The sequence below is a fragment of the Cohnella soli genome (assembly GCF_042655525.1).
Lineage (GTDB): Bacteria > Bacillota > Bacilli > Paenibacillales > Paenibacillaceae > Cohnella > Cohnella soli.
The window spans coordinates 277,309-295,443 of the sequence record NZ_JBHSMI010000029.1; the positions used below are offsets into that span (position 1 = coordinate 277,309).

An 18,135-nucleotide genomic window follows, 5' to 3' on the forward strand; every position below is an offset into this window, starting at 1 on the left:
TGCTGTAACGGCTATCCTTAGAATGGTTGCCTGTCATGAAAGTCCGTTCCTGCTAAAATTGTAAGCGGATTTCCGCAGAACCGGTAAAATCGTCAATACGGACCGTTTCTTGTTGTGCCGAATAAGTACCGCCGACTACACTGACGGCCGTTCTGCCATCGGGGTGCGGAAGACGCACCGTTACCGATTTCGGCCTTCTATCTGCGGTACCGGTTATTTGGGCAACAATTACGCCTCTCTCCAGCTGAGATTCAACATAGAGGGACACCGGCCCGAAGTACGAGGCAACTTCGCGAAGCTCGATGACTTTTCCATCTTCCAACCAGTTCCGCGGAATTCCCGGGAGAAGTTTAAGCATCTCCCCCTCCTCCATGTAAAGCATCCAGCGCGTTTGCATGAGAAACCAACCTTCTTCATGCGTCTTATGCGGACTGGCATGAAAAAAATGCTCCCAAAAGGTGTAAGTTTCCCTGTCTGCCAATCCGGAGAACCCGTTATAATAAGCCTTTAAGAATGCCTTCACCTCTCCGCGTTTCAAGTGTACCCACGGATGAATGCTATAGTAAGGTTGGCTAAACGCCACATTGCCCGTACACATCAGTTCGCTATGGACATTCAACAGAAAATCCGCCGCAACCTCGTCCGGCCGTATAATCTCATGGAAAAGCAGATACAGCGGGCCAAGCAACGAGTCGCGCGTAAAGACGGATCCATGCGTAAACCATTTTCCGCCTTCGGCGAACAGGGACAACGGCCCACGGTATTCCACCCAAGGAGGCGCGCTTGGCACCCAGCTCCCGTCACCCAGCGGTACGACCGGCGAACGGGCGAGCGTCCGGAAGAAAGCGGCTCTAATATGTTCTCTAAAGGTTTCCGCCGTTTCGCGGATTTCCCCGGATAACGCCGGATCGGAAGCGGCAAGCATTTCCGCAAGTCGGCTAATCCCCATGCAAGCATAGCCATTGAGCATAAAAGAACGGAATGGATCTTCGGGATCGGCTGTTTTCCCTTCCAACATCCCGTACCCTTTCCCTTGCAGCTCTTCGGTTAAATTCCGTTCCCGCCATTTCAGCAAATAATCGTATGATTTCAGCAGTTTGGGTTTGATTTGCGCAATCCACGACTCGTCCCGGGTATATCTGTAATGTTCGCCGATACTCCATAATACAGCTCCCGTTTCCAGCATGTATTCGCCGAAATTTTGAATAAATCCGTCATCGTGCTGTTTATCTAGAAAGAAGGTCAAGGCTCTTCTTGCCGTCTCCTGCAAGCCAATCGAATCGAAAAATTGAATAATGGGTGAGCTTTCCGAACCGATCGCCGTATACACGCCAATCGTAGGAACGAGCGTTTCCTGCGGTTCCAAGCCATAAGTAACAAGATCCAAATGCAGCAAACCGGCTTTCACCATTTCATCTAAGCGTTGTTCCGGCAAATGAATGCTCGAAGCAAGGGAAAGCTTATCCTTCCAGAATTTCCGGCACTCTTCGAGTCTTGCCGAAAAATTTTGTTCGGCTAATCGAACGGCACGCTGCCGGGAAATCGGACGATGCGGCAAATAAAATTCAATAACGGCGCTTTCGCCCGGTTTGATTAACAGAGCCGTCTCTTCGCTTGTCAGCTGTCTGCCGTTGCATTTGGAAACGGCGAAGACACGATCATCGCTGTAGGATGCGAATCCGCAACTTCCGTCAAAATCATAATCCAGCAACGTCCCCCATGCATTCGGAGTCACGTTCTTAAACCATGCATACCGTGGGACAGAAGCCGTATTTACAGCCTCCACCCTAAAATAAAGAATCGTCTCCTCTTCACGATTCATTTCCCGATGCAAGTGTTCCTGACGCAGTTCCTCCTGCTCCTCCGTTAGCATATGTCCCGTTCCATAGCTATCCGATACCGAATAATGGGTCCCGCGATGGGTCTGGCTATTTAATTCGCTGTTTTCATAGGAAACAAAAGAGGTCGTATGGTAGGTGATATCGTCGTCTACGATCTTCGCATGAAGAATCGGCAATTTTCCTGCGTCGAGACGTCTTGTCACTTCGCTTTTGCAGCCGATCCCGCGCCCTAACATAAAACTATAGCGAACCGGTTTGTTATCGTTCTCCGCAAGCGGAACTTCATACCCGTGGAAACGCGGCTGGATCCAGTCCCACAACCGGTCTTCCGAACCGACTCCTCGAAAGCTGACGCCGAAAATGCGTATATCTCGGGATAAACCAAGCCAGGTTTGGCTAGGAAGATCTCTGGTTTGTTTCGAAGAGAGGTCAAAGTTATGTTCCTGTTCGGAGCGAATCTGTTGCAACTGCGTTAACAGACCTTGACTCCGAATATCATGCTCCACTTGCGAGTATGACCTCTCATCCTCACCATCTGTAACGATGACGCCATATACCGGGATATAGATCGGGTAAGCTTGACAAACATCGCGCAAAAAGAAGCTGAACGGATTGGAATCGGTTTGCACGCTAACGATAACCGGTTCTTCATTTGGCAAGTTCGTTTCCTCGATGTGAAGCTCCAGCCTGCAAGGCCCTTTACAAGAGAAAGCCCCATTTTCCGAAGAGTAGCTTCCTTCGCCTTTAACGATTGCTCCACTAATGATCTTCCCGCCTGTTACCTCTGCAATCCCTGAGTGATCGTCATCTTTCCACTCCACAGCAATAAGTTTACTCATGCTCGTAATCGCTCTCCTTTTTCTCTATAAAGTAATTGGACCAAAAACAACGAGAGGAATTCCCATTCCGTCTTTGACGTTTACGGTCGGATTAAAGCCTGCTCCGTGTTGAAGTTGGCTTTCCGCAGGTACGGTTTGTTCAAACACGATCCTGATCTTCTGCCTATCCTCCGTCAGCGTGGCGAGATGTCCGAAAATTTGACCGCCTTTACCCACGCGAAATCCGAATACTTTATCTACGGCAGACAGCTTCCCGTTTATACCAGCTAAAGAAATGACCAACTCGGAACGATCTTGATTCCAGCTAAAATGAACGGGACGGGGTCCGGGATGGCAAACGGGTTGCTTATAAGCCAGCTTTAATGCTTGCCATGCCATTCGCCTACCTATAGCACGAAGAGAGGAAGTATCTACATGAATAGCATCCGCCAGTTTAGCATCAATCGTCGGCACCATCGCCGAATTGGAAATATGCGATTCCAACGCTAACTGATCCTGTTGGATTTGGTCCCACAAATCGGGGTAGGGCCACCTCTCGTCGGGCTCCAAAACGAAAAACACGGAAAGTTGGGCGTAAATGAAAGGCAGTTCCGGATCGCCGATATCGTGTCTGAGATTAGCTACCCAGTTCTTCATTCGTTCAACGTATAAAGGGGCCGAATCCTCGAAGGTTTCGCCTTCGCCTTGATACCATAAGCAGCCTTTCACTTTGCCTCCGAGCTTTTTTATTTTGCGCAGCATGGCGCCGTAGAGAGAACAGCCTGCCAAATCGGCAAGAGCGGGATCCCACTGAGCCATGCTTGTTCCGCCATGTGCGCACATGATAAGTCCGATGGGAATATTCATGTGTTTCCTCAGTTCTTTGGCAAAGGGAATACCTAAACCCGCTCCTTTGGCTCTATCTCTTCTCTCTTGGCGAATGGCAAGGGGGAGATCAACTTCGGCAATGCGCCAATGAACGGGATCCACGGACTCGTTCGGCCAACAGAGCGGATCATGGGCCACGTCCCATCTATCGCTCATATAGAAGCAGCTGATTCCGACCTCCGGTTGATCAACGTCAACAAGCTGGCCGCAGCCTTCCATGTTGGACTGACCGGCCAAAATCCACAAATCGCCCACAAATACGGGTTCAATAGAACAATAGGTTAACGCAGACTCGCCTCCCACCCGGAAATCCAACCGATATTTCCCAATTTCAATTGAATTAATCGTTCCGATGAAGGTGTCGCCTTCCGATACCCCCATGTACTGCCATGGAGACGGAGAATCTTCTGCCACTACGCGAGCTTCCACGATCCCCATCGCTTGGAGGGATACAAGTTCGAATGGAATGGCTGCTTTATTATGCTCCTCTCGCTGGTACACCCTATGAGCTGCAGGTCCTTTCACAATAAGGGGGTTCAGTTGTTCGGGCGTGTTCATCTGCGTCCTCGTTCCTCCGAAAATCTACTCTTTGACACTGCCTACTACGATCCCTTTCATGAAAAAACGTTGCAAGAAGGGATACAGCATCAGGATCGGAAGAGCACCGACGAAGATTTGTGCCGCTTTGCTCGTACGATCGGAAACACTCTGCAGCATGGCAGGATCTGTAGTGCTCAAAAATTCCATATCCCGCTCGATAACAACCGTCCTTAAATAGCTTTGCAGCGGATAATTGGAAGGTGAATTCATATAAATAATCCCGTCAAACCAAGAGTTCCAATGTCCTACGGTAGAAAAGAGCGTCAACGTAGCAATAGCGGGAGCAGAGAGCGGGATATAAATTTTCCATAGGACACTCCAGTGCCCGGCTCCGTCCATGAATGCCGCTTCCTCAAGTTCTTTGGGCAGATTGCGAAAAAAGTTAAGCAGCAGCACGACGCTAAAAACGGGGACCGCACCGGGCAGCACAAGAGCCCAGATCGTATCCATGATTCCTGTATACCTTACGATCATATATGCAGGAACCAGCCCACCGCCGATAAGTACCGTGAACACGAAAAACCAGGCATAAAACGTTCGCAACCGAAAGAATTGCAATTCCTTGGATAACGGATATCCGATCAGAACGGTCATTAACATGTTGACGGATACGCCTGCAGCTATACGCTGTAAAGTCACATACATGGAAGCGACGAATTCTGATTTATTCAGAACATATCGATAGGAATCCAGCGTAACTTCAACAGGCCACAAACTGACAAAGCCGCCTGCAGCCGCTGATTTGGAACTTAGCGAAACGGCAAAAATATGAATAAGAGGAACCAAGCACAGGATGGATAAGGAGATTAGCAGCGTGTAATTGCTTATGATAAAGACACGCCGTCCAATGGAGATGCGCTCGACCAAATGGATCACTTCCTTCTAAAATATCCGGTAATTCGCGAAACGGTAGGCCAAATAATAAGAACAAGATATGAGAAGGAAAGAAACAATCGATTTGAACAGCCCCACTGCCGTAGCGATACTATATTGCGCGTTGACCATTCCCAGACGATAGACAAAGGTGTCGATAATATCACCGCTTTCGTAAACCAACGGGTTATACAGCGTAAACACCTGCTCGAATCCCGCATTTAAGACTTGACCCAGACTTAGCGTAACCATTAGCACGATAATGGGCAGTATTGCCGGAATTGTGATACTCCAGGTTTGCCGCCAACGGTTTGCTCCATCTACTACGGCAGCTTCATAAAGCGCGGGATTGATTCCGGAAAGGGCAGCTAGGAAAACAATCGTGCTGAATCCGAATTCCTTCCATATATCGGATATGACCAATGTAAACGGAAACCATTGAACGTTCCCAAGGAAAAAAATCGGCTTGAACCCGAAAAAAGTAATCATCTGATTTACGATCCCGCCGGATGGAGAGAGAATATCGATCATGACTCCGCCCAAAATAATCCAGGAGAGGAAATGAGGCAAATAAATCAAGGTTTGAATGCCTCTCTTGATCACTTCTATTCTCAACTCATTTAATAGCAAAGAAACGATAATCGGTGTCAACAATCCTCCAATGATTTTCATAGAAGCAATAAAAAGAGTGTTCCATAGAACTCTGGATAAATTGGGCATATTTAAAATATAGGAGAAATTGTCCAGACCAACCCACGAAGATTGAAAAAAACCATGAACAGGTTTAAAATCCTCGAAGGCCATTACAAGACCGAACATAGGTCCGTATTGATAGACAAGAACAATCAGAATACCGGGAAGAACCATCATATGCAGCGGGATTTCCGTTTTCCATGATCTCACGTTAAAAACCTCCTCCCTGATCTTTCGATCAGGGATTAGAATATAAATCAATCCTCACAAACTACTTCTTGGATGAATACCAGTCATTCACCTCTTTGGTCATTTCGTCTCCGCCCAGTTTCTTCCACTGATCCACGAACTTATCGAACTCGTCGATCGGTGCCGCACCCATGATTATTTTGGTGAAAACCTCTGTTTGCAACTCGGATAATATGGAACTCTTCGAAATCATTGTCGGTGTGGATCCGTTAAATTCATTAAAGAGAATAAGGTCATGGCTATTGTAGTAATCGATGACCGACATTGAACCGCCCTCTCCATATTCCCTTAAATAGGCCCATGAATTGATATCTTCCGGGTATTTTTTTATTTCATCATGAAGCGTTTTCTCATCTCCATTTAATTTGCTGGCATCATTCGTTTTAAGAGCTTCTAGGATATTGTGATACCAAATCAGATGGATGTCGTGCGGAATGATTCTGACTAACGCGTACATGGCCACCGCGAGGCTAGTGCCGTCAGTGTTGGGAGCATTGAATAGTTTCGGATCCGGATCCGTGCCATACCCTTTTTCCAAATAATAATTACCCATCTTCACGATCGCTTCAGGATGTTCATAACCCTTTTTGACAACGTAAAAACCGATGACCGGATCCGATGCGATAGGACGTGCCGGATTGTTATCTACCGACACGATCGGAAGCGCTTTCCATTCGGAACCTGGATTTTGCTTAATACTGTCTACCAGGGGATTAAACGGGTTCCAGACAACCCCATAGAAAAGACCCAACTTCCCGCTAATCGCGAGTTCCGCTTCTTTATTCCATGGTTTTACCGCAAATTCAGGATCAATCTGACCCTTTTTATACATATTTTGCAGTTCCTGCAGCGCATTCTTCATTTCAGGCTGGATGCTGCCATTTACCAATTGACCGTCGGATCCCTTAATCCACTTATTTGGGTAGGCATGGTAGCCATTGAAGAAACCTAGCAGATCCCCGAATGCGCCATCAACATAGCCCTGGGCCAATGCCAATCCGAATGTATCCTTCTTTCCATTTCCATCCGGATCCTGGGTTGTAAACGCTTCAGAGACTTTCAGAACGTCCTGCATCGTTTTCGGTTCAGGCAAATTCAGCTTTTTCAACCAGTCTGTGCGCACATATAGTATTTTGGAGTTGGCAATGGCGGTCGAAAGAAACGGTATCGCATAAAGCTTGCCTTGATATTTAGCCAAATCCATGGCTATGCCGCCATCTTTAGTAAGAACTTCTTTTGTAAAAGGCGTAGCATATTTATCGTAAGCTTCACTCAGATCTTCCAACATATTATTCTCAACCAAAGACTGGAATTCTTTTAACCCTACCATCATCACATCCGGAATTGATTTCGAGGCAATGGAAATGTTAAGTTTTTCCGCATACTGGGCGGAGTCGACAGCCCATAAGTTCTTTACTTTAATCCCTAATTTTTCCTCATAAGCCCGGGTCCAAACGTTGTTATCCAACGAATCATTATCAAGATATTTAAATGTCGAATCTACGGCTCTTACCGAAGTAACCTCAATAGGCGGATCGTATTTCCCCATTGGATCGATCTCTTTCGCAGATGCCTCTGCGTCACTGGTCTGCCCGGCTGTTTGTTTAGTGTCTGGCTCGCTGCTGTTTTCTTTTTTCGAACAAGCGCTAACAATCAAAATGGATAAAATAACCATTACCGAAAGGATAGCATTTACTCTTCTTCGCGACATTTAGTTACCCCCGACATATGGATTGGAAATGGGCCCTTTTCCTACTTTAAGGATAACGAAGTACGATTGGGTTGTATTTATCGGAATCTTTACATTCTGTTTGGAAATAGACTAATTCAACGAGCTCCTGTATTCCTGAGGCGTGAATCCGGTATGCTTCTTAAAAAATTGCGTAAAGTAGGGATGAGAATCAAACCCTAGCGAAGCCGTGATTTCCTGAATTTTAAACTTCGGGTTTTTCAACATTTCTTTCGCTTTCGACACTTTTACCCCGTTAATATATTCGGATATATTCATTCCGGTAATCTGTTTATACAGACGCGAAAGATAGGTAGGATTCATATATACGAACTCTCCCAATGTTATTAATGTCACATCTTTGCTGATATGATCATGGATATAACGATGAATTCGCGCAATGAATTCACTGGTGCGGTCTTTGTTGTTATCCTCGCACTGATCGGCCGAGCGGTCTGAAGTAATGGTTTTCTCCGTTAAAAGAAACTCCTCCCCTGATCCCAAGCTATAGTTGGGTAATGCACGTAAAAGCTTGAACTTATTAGCTGCATCTTGCCATAAGATATACTCGCTGGCCATCGCGAAAGAAATTTTGATTTTCAGCATTTCTCTGCATGTTCTCTGTATGGATTCGAAAGAATCATGTATGGATTGGATCTTACACTCCCTATCGTGCGGTTGAATAAACCAAATCAACTTCGAACTTTCATAAACAACCGATAGGGAAGATGCCGTGTGAGCAAGGAATTCCTCTGAAATATTTTGGACGGCATACAACAGTAAAGATTTGTCAGAAAAACTGTGATTCTGATTCCAATGCTCGATCTGTCCTATAATGATCGTGACGGGAGCCTCGCCTTTCAGAGGGAACTCTAATTCGACGAATTGGGTAATTATCGAGTCCATCGAAACTTTTTCCTTGTGCAGCAGCTCCAATAAAAATTGTTTCCAAAGCGATGCTCTTGCCAATTTCATTTTCTGCCTGGCTTCATTCAGATACTCCCTGTTTCTGATTTCTTCTTTTATCTGCTGCATGGTCTTTTGCACAACCTCCAAAATTTTTCCATACCCCTCCGTTTTCATAATATAGTCGACAGCCCCGTTGCGAAGGGCAGTGTGAACGTACTCGAAGTCGTCATATCCGGTTAGAAATATCACTTTGCTTCTTGGCCACAGTTTCAGCACTTTTTCCTGCAGTTCGATTCCGGTCATACCTGGCATGCGAATATCCGTTATAACGATGTCCATTCTGTATTTTTGCAACAAGTCGATTGCCTCGATTGCATTATTAGCCTTATAAAGTTCCAAATCCGCATGATTATTGTTTAAGTATCCACTGACGCCATTCACGATAATTTCCTCATCGTCCACGATCATGATCCTGCACATGGTAGCCGCCTTCCTTCATTATCCTGATTTCGACCGATAATCCTCCGTATTCGCTTCTGGAAAGCCTAATCCCCGCCCCGGACCCGTACATGATTTGCAGACGATGATGAATATTGATAATTCCCGTACTTTCCATTCCATCCGTATAATGGATTAATTGTTGCTGGAGCTGAAGCAATTGAGCATCTTCCAACATCTCGCCGTTATCTTCGACCTTTAATACAACAACATCATCCTGTTCTACAAAACTGATATGCAAAATACCGCCTGCCAATTTCTGATCCATTCCATATCTGAAAGCATTCTCCACGATCGGCTGCAAAATGATTCTGGGAACGCGCATCGGCTTAATGGCGTCAGGAAGTTCTCCGAAAAATACCCGAAGCCGTTTGGAAAATCGGGTTTGTTGAATATACGTATACGCTCGAACGTGATCCACCTCTGTTTCCAGCGTGGCATGATCCATCGCATTTCTGGTAATGTATTGGAAGTATTTTCCGAGATTCCCGGAAAATTGATCCAGCTGCTCATCATCGTACTTTTGCACCATTTCATTTAAAATAAAAAAGCTGTTATACAGAAAATGCGGATTGATTTGAGATTGCAACTGCTTAAGCTTGGAACGTTGCGCGCGTATTTTTTGTTCATACACTTCCCGTAAAGTAATCCTCAGCTTCTCTACCATGGCATTAAATTGCTTATACAAGTAGTCGAATTCATCATTCCTGTTCTGAATGATCGTCACTTGTAAATTCCCGTCCTCCAGTTGACGGAATGAACGTACGAGCTTATGCAGCGGTTGATGAATGAAACGATAAATCCAGAAGGAGAAAAACAAAATAATGACAATCGAAATGCCGCATAGCAGCCAAAACCAATATTTGTATTTGATCAGTGTCCCGAAAATTTCATTCTCCGGAACTAAAATCACCAAATAAGCATCCAAGAGACCAGACCTGTTTCTTACCGTCATAAACTTCTCGCGATCCAATTCAATCCTCTTGATCCCGCTTTCGCCTACAAGAGTTTGGACTAAAGTCTGTCTGTCTATGGGATTCAGAGCCTTAAAATTAGCGATTGTCCAATTCGGATGAACGATCATCGCTCCCCCGCGTGCATAATCAATAAAATGAAGAAGCGACTCTTTAATTTTCGCAAAGGAAAAATCAACGCTTATCATAAACACGGGAGATTTCTGGTTCGGAAGCTGCATGGGAGGGTATACAACTGTCGACAGCATACCTTCCTTCCATTGAATGATCGGCGAATCGGACTTCATAGACGATTGAAATAAGATTTCGAAATCTTCCTCCGAAAGGCTGTCGATCGGAGACGACCCAGTTGTTAACGTTCGGCGAATGATCGGAATGTATACGCTTACGCTTTGGATGAAACTTCCCGTGCTTCGGATCACGTTCATTTGGTTCAATACGGTTAGAATAGCCTGACTTCTTTCATAATCCGTCATCGCATCTCCCACCGCGCTTAATCGCACTAAATTTTTCTGGTTAATCAATTCCTTCTGTAAGCTGACGGTCCGCGATATTTCCGTTTCCAATGAACTCAGATAAAAATCCGTTTGGGAAGCCATCGATTTGGAAATCTCTTTGTTGACGCTTAATGCCCCTTCCTTATTCATCATCAAATTCAGACCGTATAAAGGGGTTATTACCAACAGAAATGCAAAAATTAATTTAGTAAGGATCGAGAACTTAAAGTCTTTTCTGAAAAGCATATCAACACGCCCCTTAACTTAAAGGGGAAAACGGGCTGTTCCCCTGGAACAGCCCGTTTTCCCTAGCCCTCTAGCTTTTAGCTTTCCATTCCCATCAGGACTTATCTACAAGACGAATAAACATGTCGTCAAACCAAGCTGTCCCGTTCACGCCGATAAGCTGCGCTTCTAGATTAAGCGATACGGCATTCGGCGGGAGGGTGATTTTACCCGTTACGTAAGTCCAATCTTTCGTCCCCGATAAAGTCGGCGTAATATAGATGTTCATCCAATTGCCGTTCGAATCCATGGCGATCGCTTCGAACTGCGCGCCCATACCACCTGCCGTTACGCCGGAGGTCTTGATCCAGCCGCCGAACTCGTATTCTTTGCCTGCTTGCAGGTTCGTTCTGTTCGTATACCAGATGGAGTTTTGATTGGAGCCGTTGGTTATTTTCAGCGACTTTTTCCCTTGGTATACCGTACCGGTATCCCATGTGAACGGCGTTCCGGCCGATGTCCAACTCGCCCAGCCGCTCGGAGTGCCCGAACCTAATTCCGCTCCCGCATTACTTAGGCCCGTGTCCGCAACGCTCAGTTCGAAATCGTCGAACCAAGCCGTGCCCGTGGCGGAATACAGATTGCCTTCCAGCAACAGATGCACAGTACCCGCAGGCGGATTAAAGGCAAGCTCGACTTTCTTCCAATCATTCGTCCCCGTGACGTACGGAATCCGGTAAACCGCAAGAACATTGTAAGCTGCATCCTTGGCCTCCACGGAAATATAGGCCCCTTGCGTCCCAGAGACGGAAGAAGTCTTCATCCACCCCGACCATATATAGGTGCTGGCAAGATCCAGATTGTCTACGACCGTGATCCAAGCCGAATTGTCCGTTGCGGAATTCGTCATTTTCAGCGACTTGCTTCCCCAATGCGCAACGCTGGAATCCCATTGGAACGAGCCGTGTCCGTTAGCGTTCCAATTGCTCCAACCGGTAGGCGCCGTTGTTCCCGTCTCTACGCCGCCGTTCGAATTAAGAGCTTGCTTAGGAAATTTCATCGTGAACGTTTCGCCGCTGTTGACTTGAAATCTGGAATAATACCCGCGGAAACGAGAGCCGTTCTTCAGCAGTACCGATTTACTCCCCCCGAACTCATACCGGATGGATTGGGAGGACGGAGGTTGATAGAGAGTCAAACTCGTCGTGTTCTTCGTATAAGTGAATCCGGGCACCGTATCGCTAATCGTATTCTTGGTGCCATCCGACCAAGTGGCCGTTGTCAGGTTCCTTGCGACGATATCGCCCGCTTCGATGAGGTAACCTCCGCTGTTCAAACCTTCGACTTTCATTTCGATCCGATCGTTATAGAAGTCGTAGGTGAGCGCCGTATCTCCGACAACGGTCCTGATTTTCTTATGCGTGGATGAGAGATCGGTGTAAGTGACCGAATCAGCCGCATACATTTGACTGAGCGACCCCGCTAGCGCGATATCCGGTTGAAGCTCCAGACGGATGTCATCAAACCAAGCCGTTCCGCTGTTTCCGTACATTAAGGCTCCCAGCAGGATCGAAGCTGTTCCCGCGGGCGGATGCACCCTGGAAGTGAAGTTTAACCAGCCATGCGTACCCACGTTCGATGCGCCGTCGAAAGCGCCATCCGCACCAAGGTTCGCCCCGCTGGCATCTAAATATTGAACATTGAGAAAGACGCCCTGTCCTCCGTTAGAGGGTCCGGTTACGTTATCCGTCTTCACCCAATAGGAAACCTCGTACTCTTTCCCTGCGGTTATGCCGGGTATCGACTGCAGCCATACGGCGTTGGCCGACGTGGACGAATTTTGGATTTTCAACGAACGATTGCCGCTATGCGTAACGGAAGTATCCCAAGTAAAAGTACCTCCGCCGCCAGTCCACGTCGACCAATTGCTCGGACCGGTCGTACCGCTCTCTGCCCCGCCGTTCTGTACCACGTTGGAGAATGCCGATGCGCTGTACTTTAAGACCAAAGGAACGGAGTATCGATCGATTTCCTGGTTGAGTCTATTGTAGCCAAGCTGGTCTTGCAGGAAGCCGATCGTTCCGGAGGCTTTATCCAGCCTGACTTTATACCCGCCCTCATAATCGGCGTTAATCTCGTAATAGGTTCCCGATGAATCTACCGTCATCGCATTCGTATAAGATTCATTTCCGATCGTGACGGAAGCCTGGGGCGAATATGCGCCCTCATTCTCCGAGGTGTCGACCGCCGATACTTTGTAATAATAGGTCTTGCCCTGCTCTACGTTTTTATCGTCGAACTGCGGTGCTCCCCCGGGCTTGATCCATCTTTCTCCGATTTTGTTCGTCCGCGATGGAGTAAAATTGCTAACCTCGCTTCGATAAATTCGATAATAAGCCAAGTCGGACTCGGTATTCGCCGTCCAAGTCAATGTGGATTTCTTGAAATCAGAAGTACTCGCGCTTGTTCCCGCAACCTGACCGGGAGCGGTGCCGTCCGGGATATCGGTATAGAAGTAAACGGTATTCGCCGGTATCGTATCCGTGAAGGAAGTACCGTTCACCGTTTGCGAAGCAAAGCTGGCCGGAAGCTCGCCGAACTTATCGACCATATCGAGCTGCGATCGCGAAAATTGATATTTTTTGAACGTCGTGTTAATCGCGTTCTCGAGGGTAAAAGACACGTCCGCCGCATTGTCCGACCAGTTCACGACAACAATCGTATGCTTGCCGTTCGCGGTCTTGATGATGGCGGGAATAACGGCTTCATTGGATGTCGTGGCCTGATAGGCTGTAGATCCTCGCGGGATGAATTTATGCGCCAAAGCGGTCGCCTTGTAGGTTGGCTTCACCGTAAAGTTCTCTTGTTTGCTTCCGATAATTCCGTAACCATAGTCGCCAAAGCTCGTCGACGTCTGATTGGTGGGTCCCGGCCATATATCTTCGGCGAACGACCATCTGCCGAATTCGGTAATTCCGATTCTTAGCCCGTTCGCCATTAACGCGACGGCATTGATTCCATCCTCGGGCGTGCGAATGCTTCCGGTGGAGAAATAGTCCGTAATCATGAAGGGTTTATCCGCGCCGTTCGGATCGTTAGTTTTGATTGCATTCAGAAAACCTGTCATTTGCGAGACGAAAGTGCCATCCGTCGCATCCTTCTTCGTCGAGCCCGAATGGATCGAATACGCATCGATGCTTGACGGGACATCCAGAGATAACTCCGACAGCCAATCCCCGGCATCGTAATCGGACGAGCCGATCTCCGGCGCTACAAGCTTTACGTATTGCAGGAGATTCTCGCTTTGCAGCCGATTGTGAATGGCGATCATCGAATTTTTGTAATTCGTGATTTTGCTGACGCCGGGCGGAGACATGAAATAGTTGTTCGGCTCTCCCGCTACAGAGAAATATTTGACGTTAGTAAACCCTTTGACGACCGTCAATTGCTTGACTAAAGCCGCGGCATGCTCGGCGTACTCGGGTATTTTCCCATCCCCCGGACCGCTTAACGGCTCCACGGGAGAAGCGATCAACCACGGGTACATCAGCGTTGGTTCCTGATAAATAATATCAACGAAGCAATCGACTCCCGCTTGTTGGAAAGCCTCGATATATTTGTACAAGCTCTGCATTCCAACGCTGTTCCAAGTAAACCCCGCGTCGTTCATGACAGCCGGATCGGAATTGTCGTTAACCGGCTCGAACCAATCCCCGTTCACCCACAGCCTTGCGATGGTCGAGCCGGTTTTCTTGAACTGCGTAACCAATGAAGCTAAATCGTCATCATTAAAATCCTTGACTTGCATGTTAGGAAGGTAGCCGAAAGGCATAACCGTTCCTCCCATGCCGCTGGTCGTGCCGTTAAACGATTTCGTGTTATTTTTCAAAGCAATACTTACGCTGGTGTTGGCATGAGCATAATCCGCGCCTGCGAACAACATGGGAATCGAAGCTAATAAGCAGCAGCACGCAATCAGAAGCAGGCTTGATTTCTTAAAGATCATTAAGAACCCTCCTTATCGATTGAGAATGCAAATGTAAGCCTAAGCCGATTTCCTTTTCCCGCTCAGCCTTTTAAGGCCCCTGCGGTAATGCCCCGAATAAAAAACCTTTGCACGGACAAGAACAACACGACCATTGGAAAAATCGAAATCAACAGCCCCGCGAACATATTCGGCCAGTGGACGTGATACTGCCCTTTGAAAGCATAGGTAACAACCGTCAAAGTCACCTTATCTGGCTTCTGCAAAAACAACAACGCCATCGTAAACTCGTTCCACAAGCTTAGGATCATCAATACGGCAATGGTCGCCGTCGCCGGCTTAAGGAGAGGAAAGACGATACGGAAAAAAATTCGATAGCGGCCGTATCCGTCAATAAGCGCGGCTTCTTCCAATTCATACGGCACGGTCTTGATAAACCCGCTGTAGAAGAAAATCGGGAAAGAGAGCATGATTCCCCCGTAGACGAGAATCAAACCGAGCCCTTGATTCATTAACCCTAGCCACATGACCTCTTTGTACAAAGTAATAATCGCCAGTTGATACGGAATCATCAAGCCCGCCAAAAAGAAAAAATACATGAAGGAGTATAGCTTCGTTTTCTTTCGGGCGATGGGGTATGCTGCCAACGAAGAAACAAGAATAATTAAAATAATGGACACGAGCGTAATCCATACGCTGTTCAGGAGCGGCTGGTAAAACTTCAGCTTGTAAATCGCGTTTGTCATATTATCCAGCGTGAATTCGGAAGGGCTCGGGAAACCAAAAGGACGTTCGGCCATTCCCTCTCTCGTCTTGAACGCATCGACAATCATAAGAAAGACCGGATAGAACGAGAGCGCTCCGACAACGACCAGAAGCAACTCCAAAGAAAGATAGTATTTTTTCAACTTCATGACTCCACCTCTCTGCTTCTGAGAAATTTCGTCAAGAGATTGGAAACGATCAAAATAACGACGAACAGCACGACGGCAATCGCGGAACCATACCCGAATTCGGCCATACCGCTAAACGCTTTGCGGAACAAAATGCTGGCGAACGTTTCCGTCGAGTAGCCAGGCCCCCCGCCGGTCGTCGCATATATGACATCGAATGTTTTCATGCCTCCAATGACACATAGAACTACGTTGATCGTAATCGCCGGACCGATTAACGGGAAGGTAATGTGCTTAAACTTCTGCGCATAGTTGGCTCCGTCGATCGAAGCCGCTTCGTAATACGATTCCGATATGCTCTGCAAGCCTGACAAATAAATGACCATTGAGTAACCTACGTTCTGCCAAATCATGATAAACATAATCGCATACAACGCAGTGTCGGGATTTCCGAGCCAATCCTGTGCAAGCGCGGATAACCCGATACTTTTCAGCAACGCGTTAATAATGCCGTCGATCGGATTATATAAATAGCTCCAGATAAAACCGACAGCCAGCGTACTGATGACCGCCGGAAGGAAAAAGACCGTCCGTAATAGTTTGCGAAGCTTAATATTTCCGTTCAGCGCCTCTGCCAAAGCCAACGCGAATACGTTCTGAACGACAGTTACGATCACGACAAGCAGAACGGTATTGGTAATGGCGTCGATTAGCGCCTCGTCGCTGAAAATGCGAACGTAATTGCGAAACCCGACGTAATCGATCTCTTTGGATAACCCGGTCCAGTCCGTGAAGCTGTAATATAAGCTTCCGACGGAAGGATAAATGAAGAAAACGCAGTACAGCACGAGCGCGGGAACCAGAAATGAGAACCATGTCAACACGTTTGCTTTATTCCTGTTCAACTTTTGCCTCCTTACCGAAAGTGCGGCTTCGCTCATCTCAAGAAAGAATCGAAGCCGCACCTGTAAGACCCTTTATTTTTTTAACGCTTTCGCTTGTTCAACCGCTTTGTCCATCGCAATCAGAATATCTTCGACCGTGCCTTTGCCTGCGTATACATCCTGGAACGTCTTCATGAACGCATCCGAGACGCCCGGCGGCCAGCCCGCATTCGCGAATTGCCATGTTTTCATTTTCGCGAGGTAGGAGGTCATGTCGTTCTGTACGGGATCAAAGTCGTTCTTCACGCCATCGATCGTGGAGATGGACTTCGCTTGATCCGTCCAAGTCTGCGCGTAGGCTTTATCCGTCCACGCCGCCAAGTACTTCTTGCCTTCCTCCAGATTTTTGCTCGAGCTGGACAAGGCCATGATCTGCCCGACGTTCAGCGCCATCCAATTTTCCTCGCCGGGCTTGTTGCCAGGGAACGGGAACATGCCCAAATCCAAGTTCGGATTGGCCGCTCTGGCGACGCTGACTCCGAACGTTCCGTTAATCGTCATCGCCGCTTCTCCGCGTGCGAACATCTCGACGCTTTGCTGATCGCCTACGCCTAGAGCATTGTCCGTGAAATAACCTTTTTCTTTCAGCTCGAACGGAATGCTCAAAGCTCTCTTCCAGCCTTCGGAGTTGAACTTGGTTTGTCCCGTCAGCAGTCCGTTATCGAACTGTTGATCTTTGGCATATACCGAAGTCGGCGCGATTTGGAAAGGCAAAAACAGCGTTAAATAAGAATCCTTGATCCCGTAAGAAATCGGCGTGATGTTCTTTGCTTTAAGCGCTTCGCATACTTGCAGGAATTCGTCGTAATTGGTCGGCACGGACAATCCGTTGTCGGCGAAAATCTTCTTGTTGTATAACACGACAAGAGACACGAGATCGTACGGAATTCCGTAAACCCTGCCGTTGATTTTCGCTCCATCTAGCGCCCCCGGCAGGATGTTTTTCACGAATGGCTCGTCCGTCAAATCTACGACAAAGTCGTTTTTGACTTGCGCGATCAACTCGGTTGCACCCATGGCCGTCGTGAAAATATCCGGCGGATCCCCGCTCAGCAGCTTCGTTTGCAGCATATTGAAATACTGGTCGGAAGCCACATTATTAATGTCGATCTTGACGTTCGGATGTTCCGATTCGTATTTTTTCTTAAACAGGTCATAACCTTCACCGACATCCGGAACGCGCCACGTCATGTGGGAAAGCGTCACCGATTTGGCCGGTTTTGCGCTGGCCGTTGAAGTAGCAGAGTTGCTTGCGGATGGCGTGGCATTCGTATCGTTGTTTGATTTGCCACAAGCGGCTAGCACGGATATGCAGAGTAGGCTGATTAAGCCCGCTTTCATTTTGTTTTTCATCGATAGACCCCTTCCGTTCCATTCGATTAGGTTGGCTATGATCAACGGCGCCATTGATTTAACTTGCCAACTGCCCTTATTATAGATTCAATTATTTAATAAATTAATGTTCAAACTTTACGGATGTATGGGTAATATTTTTACTCGGAAGTTAGCGGGGTGACGT

The 18,135-nt window shown here is 47.3% G+C and carries 11 protein-coding genes; all 11 read right to left on the reverse strand.

Annotated features, from left to right (window positions below):
• Nucleotides 1-52 precede the first annotated feature (52 nt).
• Nucleotides 53-2,680: a glucosidase family protein gene (locus tag ACFPOF_RS21635; RefSeq protein ID WP_378136521.1), complete on the reverse strand. Its 2,628-nt coding sequence runs from the start codon at nt 2,678-2,680 to the stop codon at nt 53-55.
• A 24-nt stretch (nt 2,681-2,704) separates the two neighbouring features.
• Nucleotides 2,705-4,105: a sialate O-acetylesterase gene (locus tag ACFPOF_RS21640; RefSeq protein WP_378136523.1), complete on the reverse strand. Its 1,401-nt coding sequence runs from the start codon at nt 4,103-4,105 to the stop codon at nt 2,705-2,707.
• A gap of 24 nt (nt 4,106-4,129) precedes the next feature.
• Nucleotides 4,130-5,014, reverse strand: a complete 885-nt coding sequence (locus ACFPOF_RS21645; RefSeq protein WP_378136525.1) for a carbohydrate ABC transporter permease — start codon at nt 5,012-5,014, stop codon at nt 4,130-4,132.
• A 15-nt stretch (nt 5,015-5,029) separates the two neighbouring features.
• Nucleotides 5,030-5,890 carry an ABC transporter permease gene (locus ACFPOF_RS21650; protein WP_378137098.1) on the reverse strand — a complete coding sequence of 287 codons (861 nt, stop codon included), beginning with the start codon at nt 5,888-5,890 and terminating at the stop codon, nt 5,030-5,032.
• A 94-nt stretch (nt 5,891-5,984) separates the two neighbouring features.
• Nucleotides 5,985-7,673, reverse strand: a complete 1,689-nt coding sequence (locus ACFPOF_RS21655; protein ID WP_378136527.1) for an extracellular solute-binding protein — start codon at nt 7,671-7,673, stop codon at nt 5,985-5,987.
• A gap of 111 nt (nt 7,674-7,784) precedes the next feature.
• Nucleotides 7,785-9,062 (reverse strand): response regulator transcription factor, encoded by a 1,278-nt coding sequence (locus tag ACFPOF_RS21660; protein WP_378136529.1) that lies wholly within the window; start codon nt 9,060-9,062, stop codon nt 7,785-7,787.
• A complete protein-coding gene (locus ACFPOF_RS21665) occupies nt 9,052-10,815 on the reverse strand; it encodes a sensor histidine kinase (protein WP_378136531.1) in 1,764 nt (587 codons plus the stop codon). The genes ACFPOF_RS21660 and ACFPOF_RS21665 overlap by 11 nt, the downstream gene beginning before the upstream one ends.
• Nucleotides 10,816-10,909: 94 nt before the next feature.
• The gene (locus tag ACFPOF_RS21670) at nt 10,910-14,800 is read right to left on the reverse strand and encodes a carbohydrate binding domain-containing protein (protein ID WP_378136533.1); all 3,891 of its coding nucleotides are present in this window, start codon (nt 14,798-14,800) and stop codon (nt 10,910-10,912) included.
• Nucleotides 14,801-14,862: 62 nt separating this feature from the next.
• Nucleotides 14,863-15,693: a carbohydrate ABC transporter permease gene (locus ACFPOF_RS21675; RefSeq protein WP_378136535.1), complete on the reverse strand. Its 831-nt coding sequence runs from the start codon at nt 15,691-15,693 to the stop codon at nt 14,863-14,865.
• The gene (locus tag ACFPOF_RS21680; RefSeq protein WP_378136537.1) at nt 15,690-16,577 is read right to left on the reverse strand and encodes a carbohydrate ABC transporter permease; all 888 of its coding nucleotides are present in this window, start codon (nt 16,575-16,577) and stop codon (nt 15,690-15,692) included. Before ACFPOF_RS21680 ends, ACFPOF_RS21675 begins: the two co-directional genes overlap by 4 nt.
• Nucleotides 16,578-16,649: 72 nt before the next feature.
• Nucleotides 16,650-17,969: an ABC transporter substrate-binding protein gene (locus ACFPOF_RS21685; RefSeq protein ID WP_378136539.1), complete on the reverse strand. Its 1,320-nt coding sequence runs from the start codon at nt 17,967-17,969 to the stop codon at nt 16,650-16,652.
• Between the last annotated feature and the right edge of the window lie 166 nt (nt 17,970-18,135).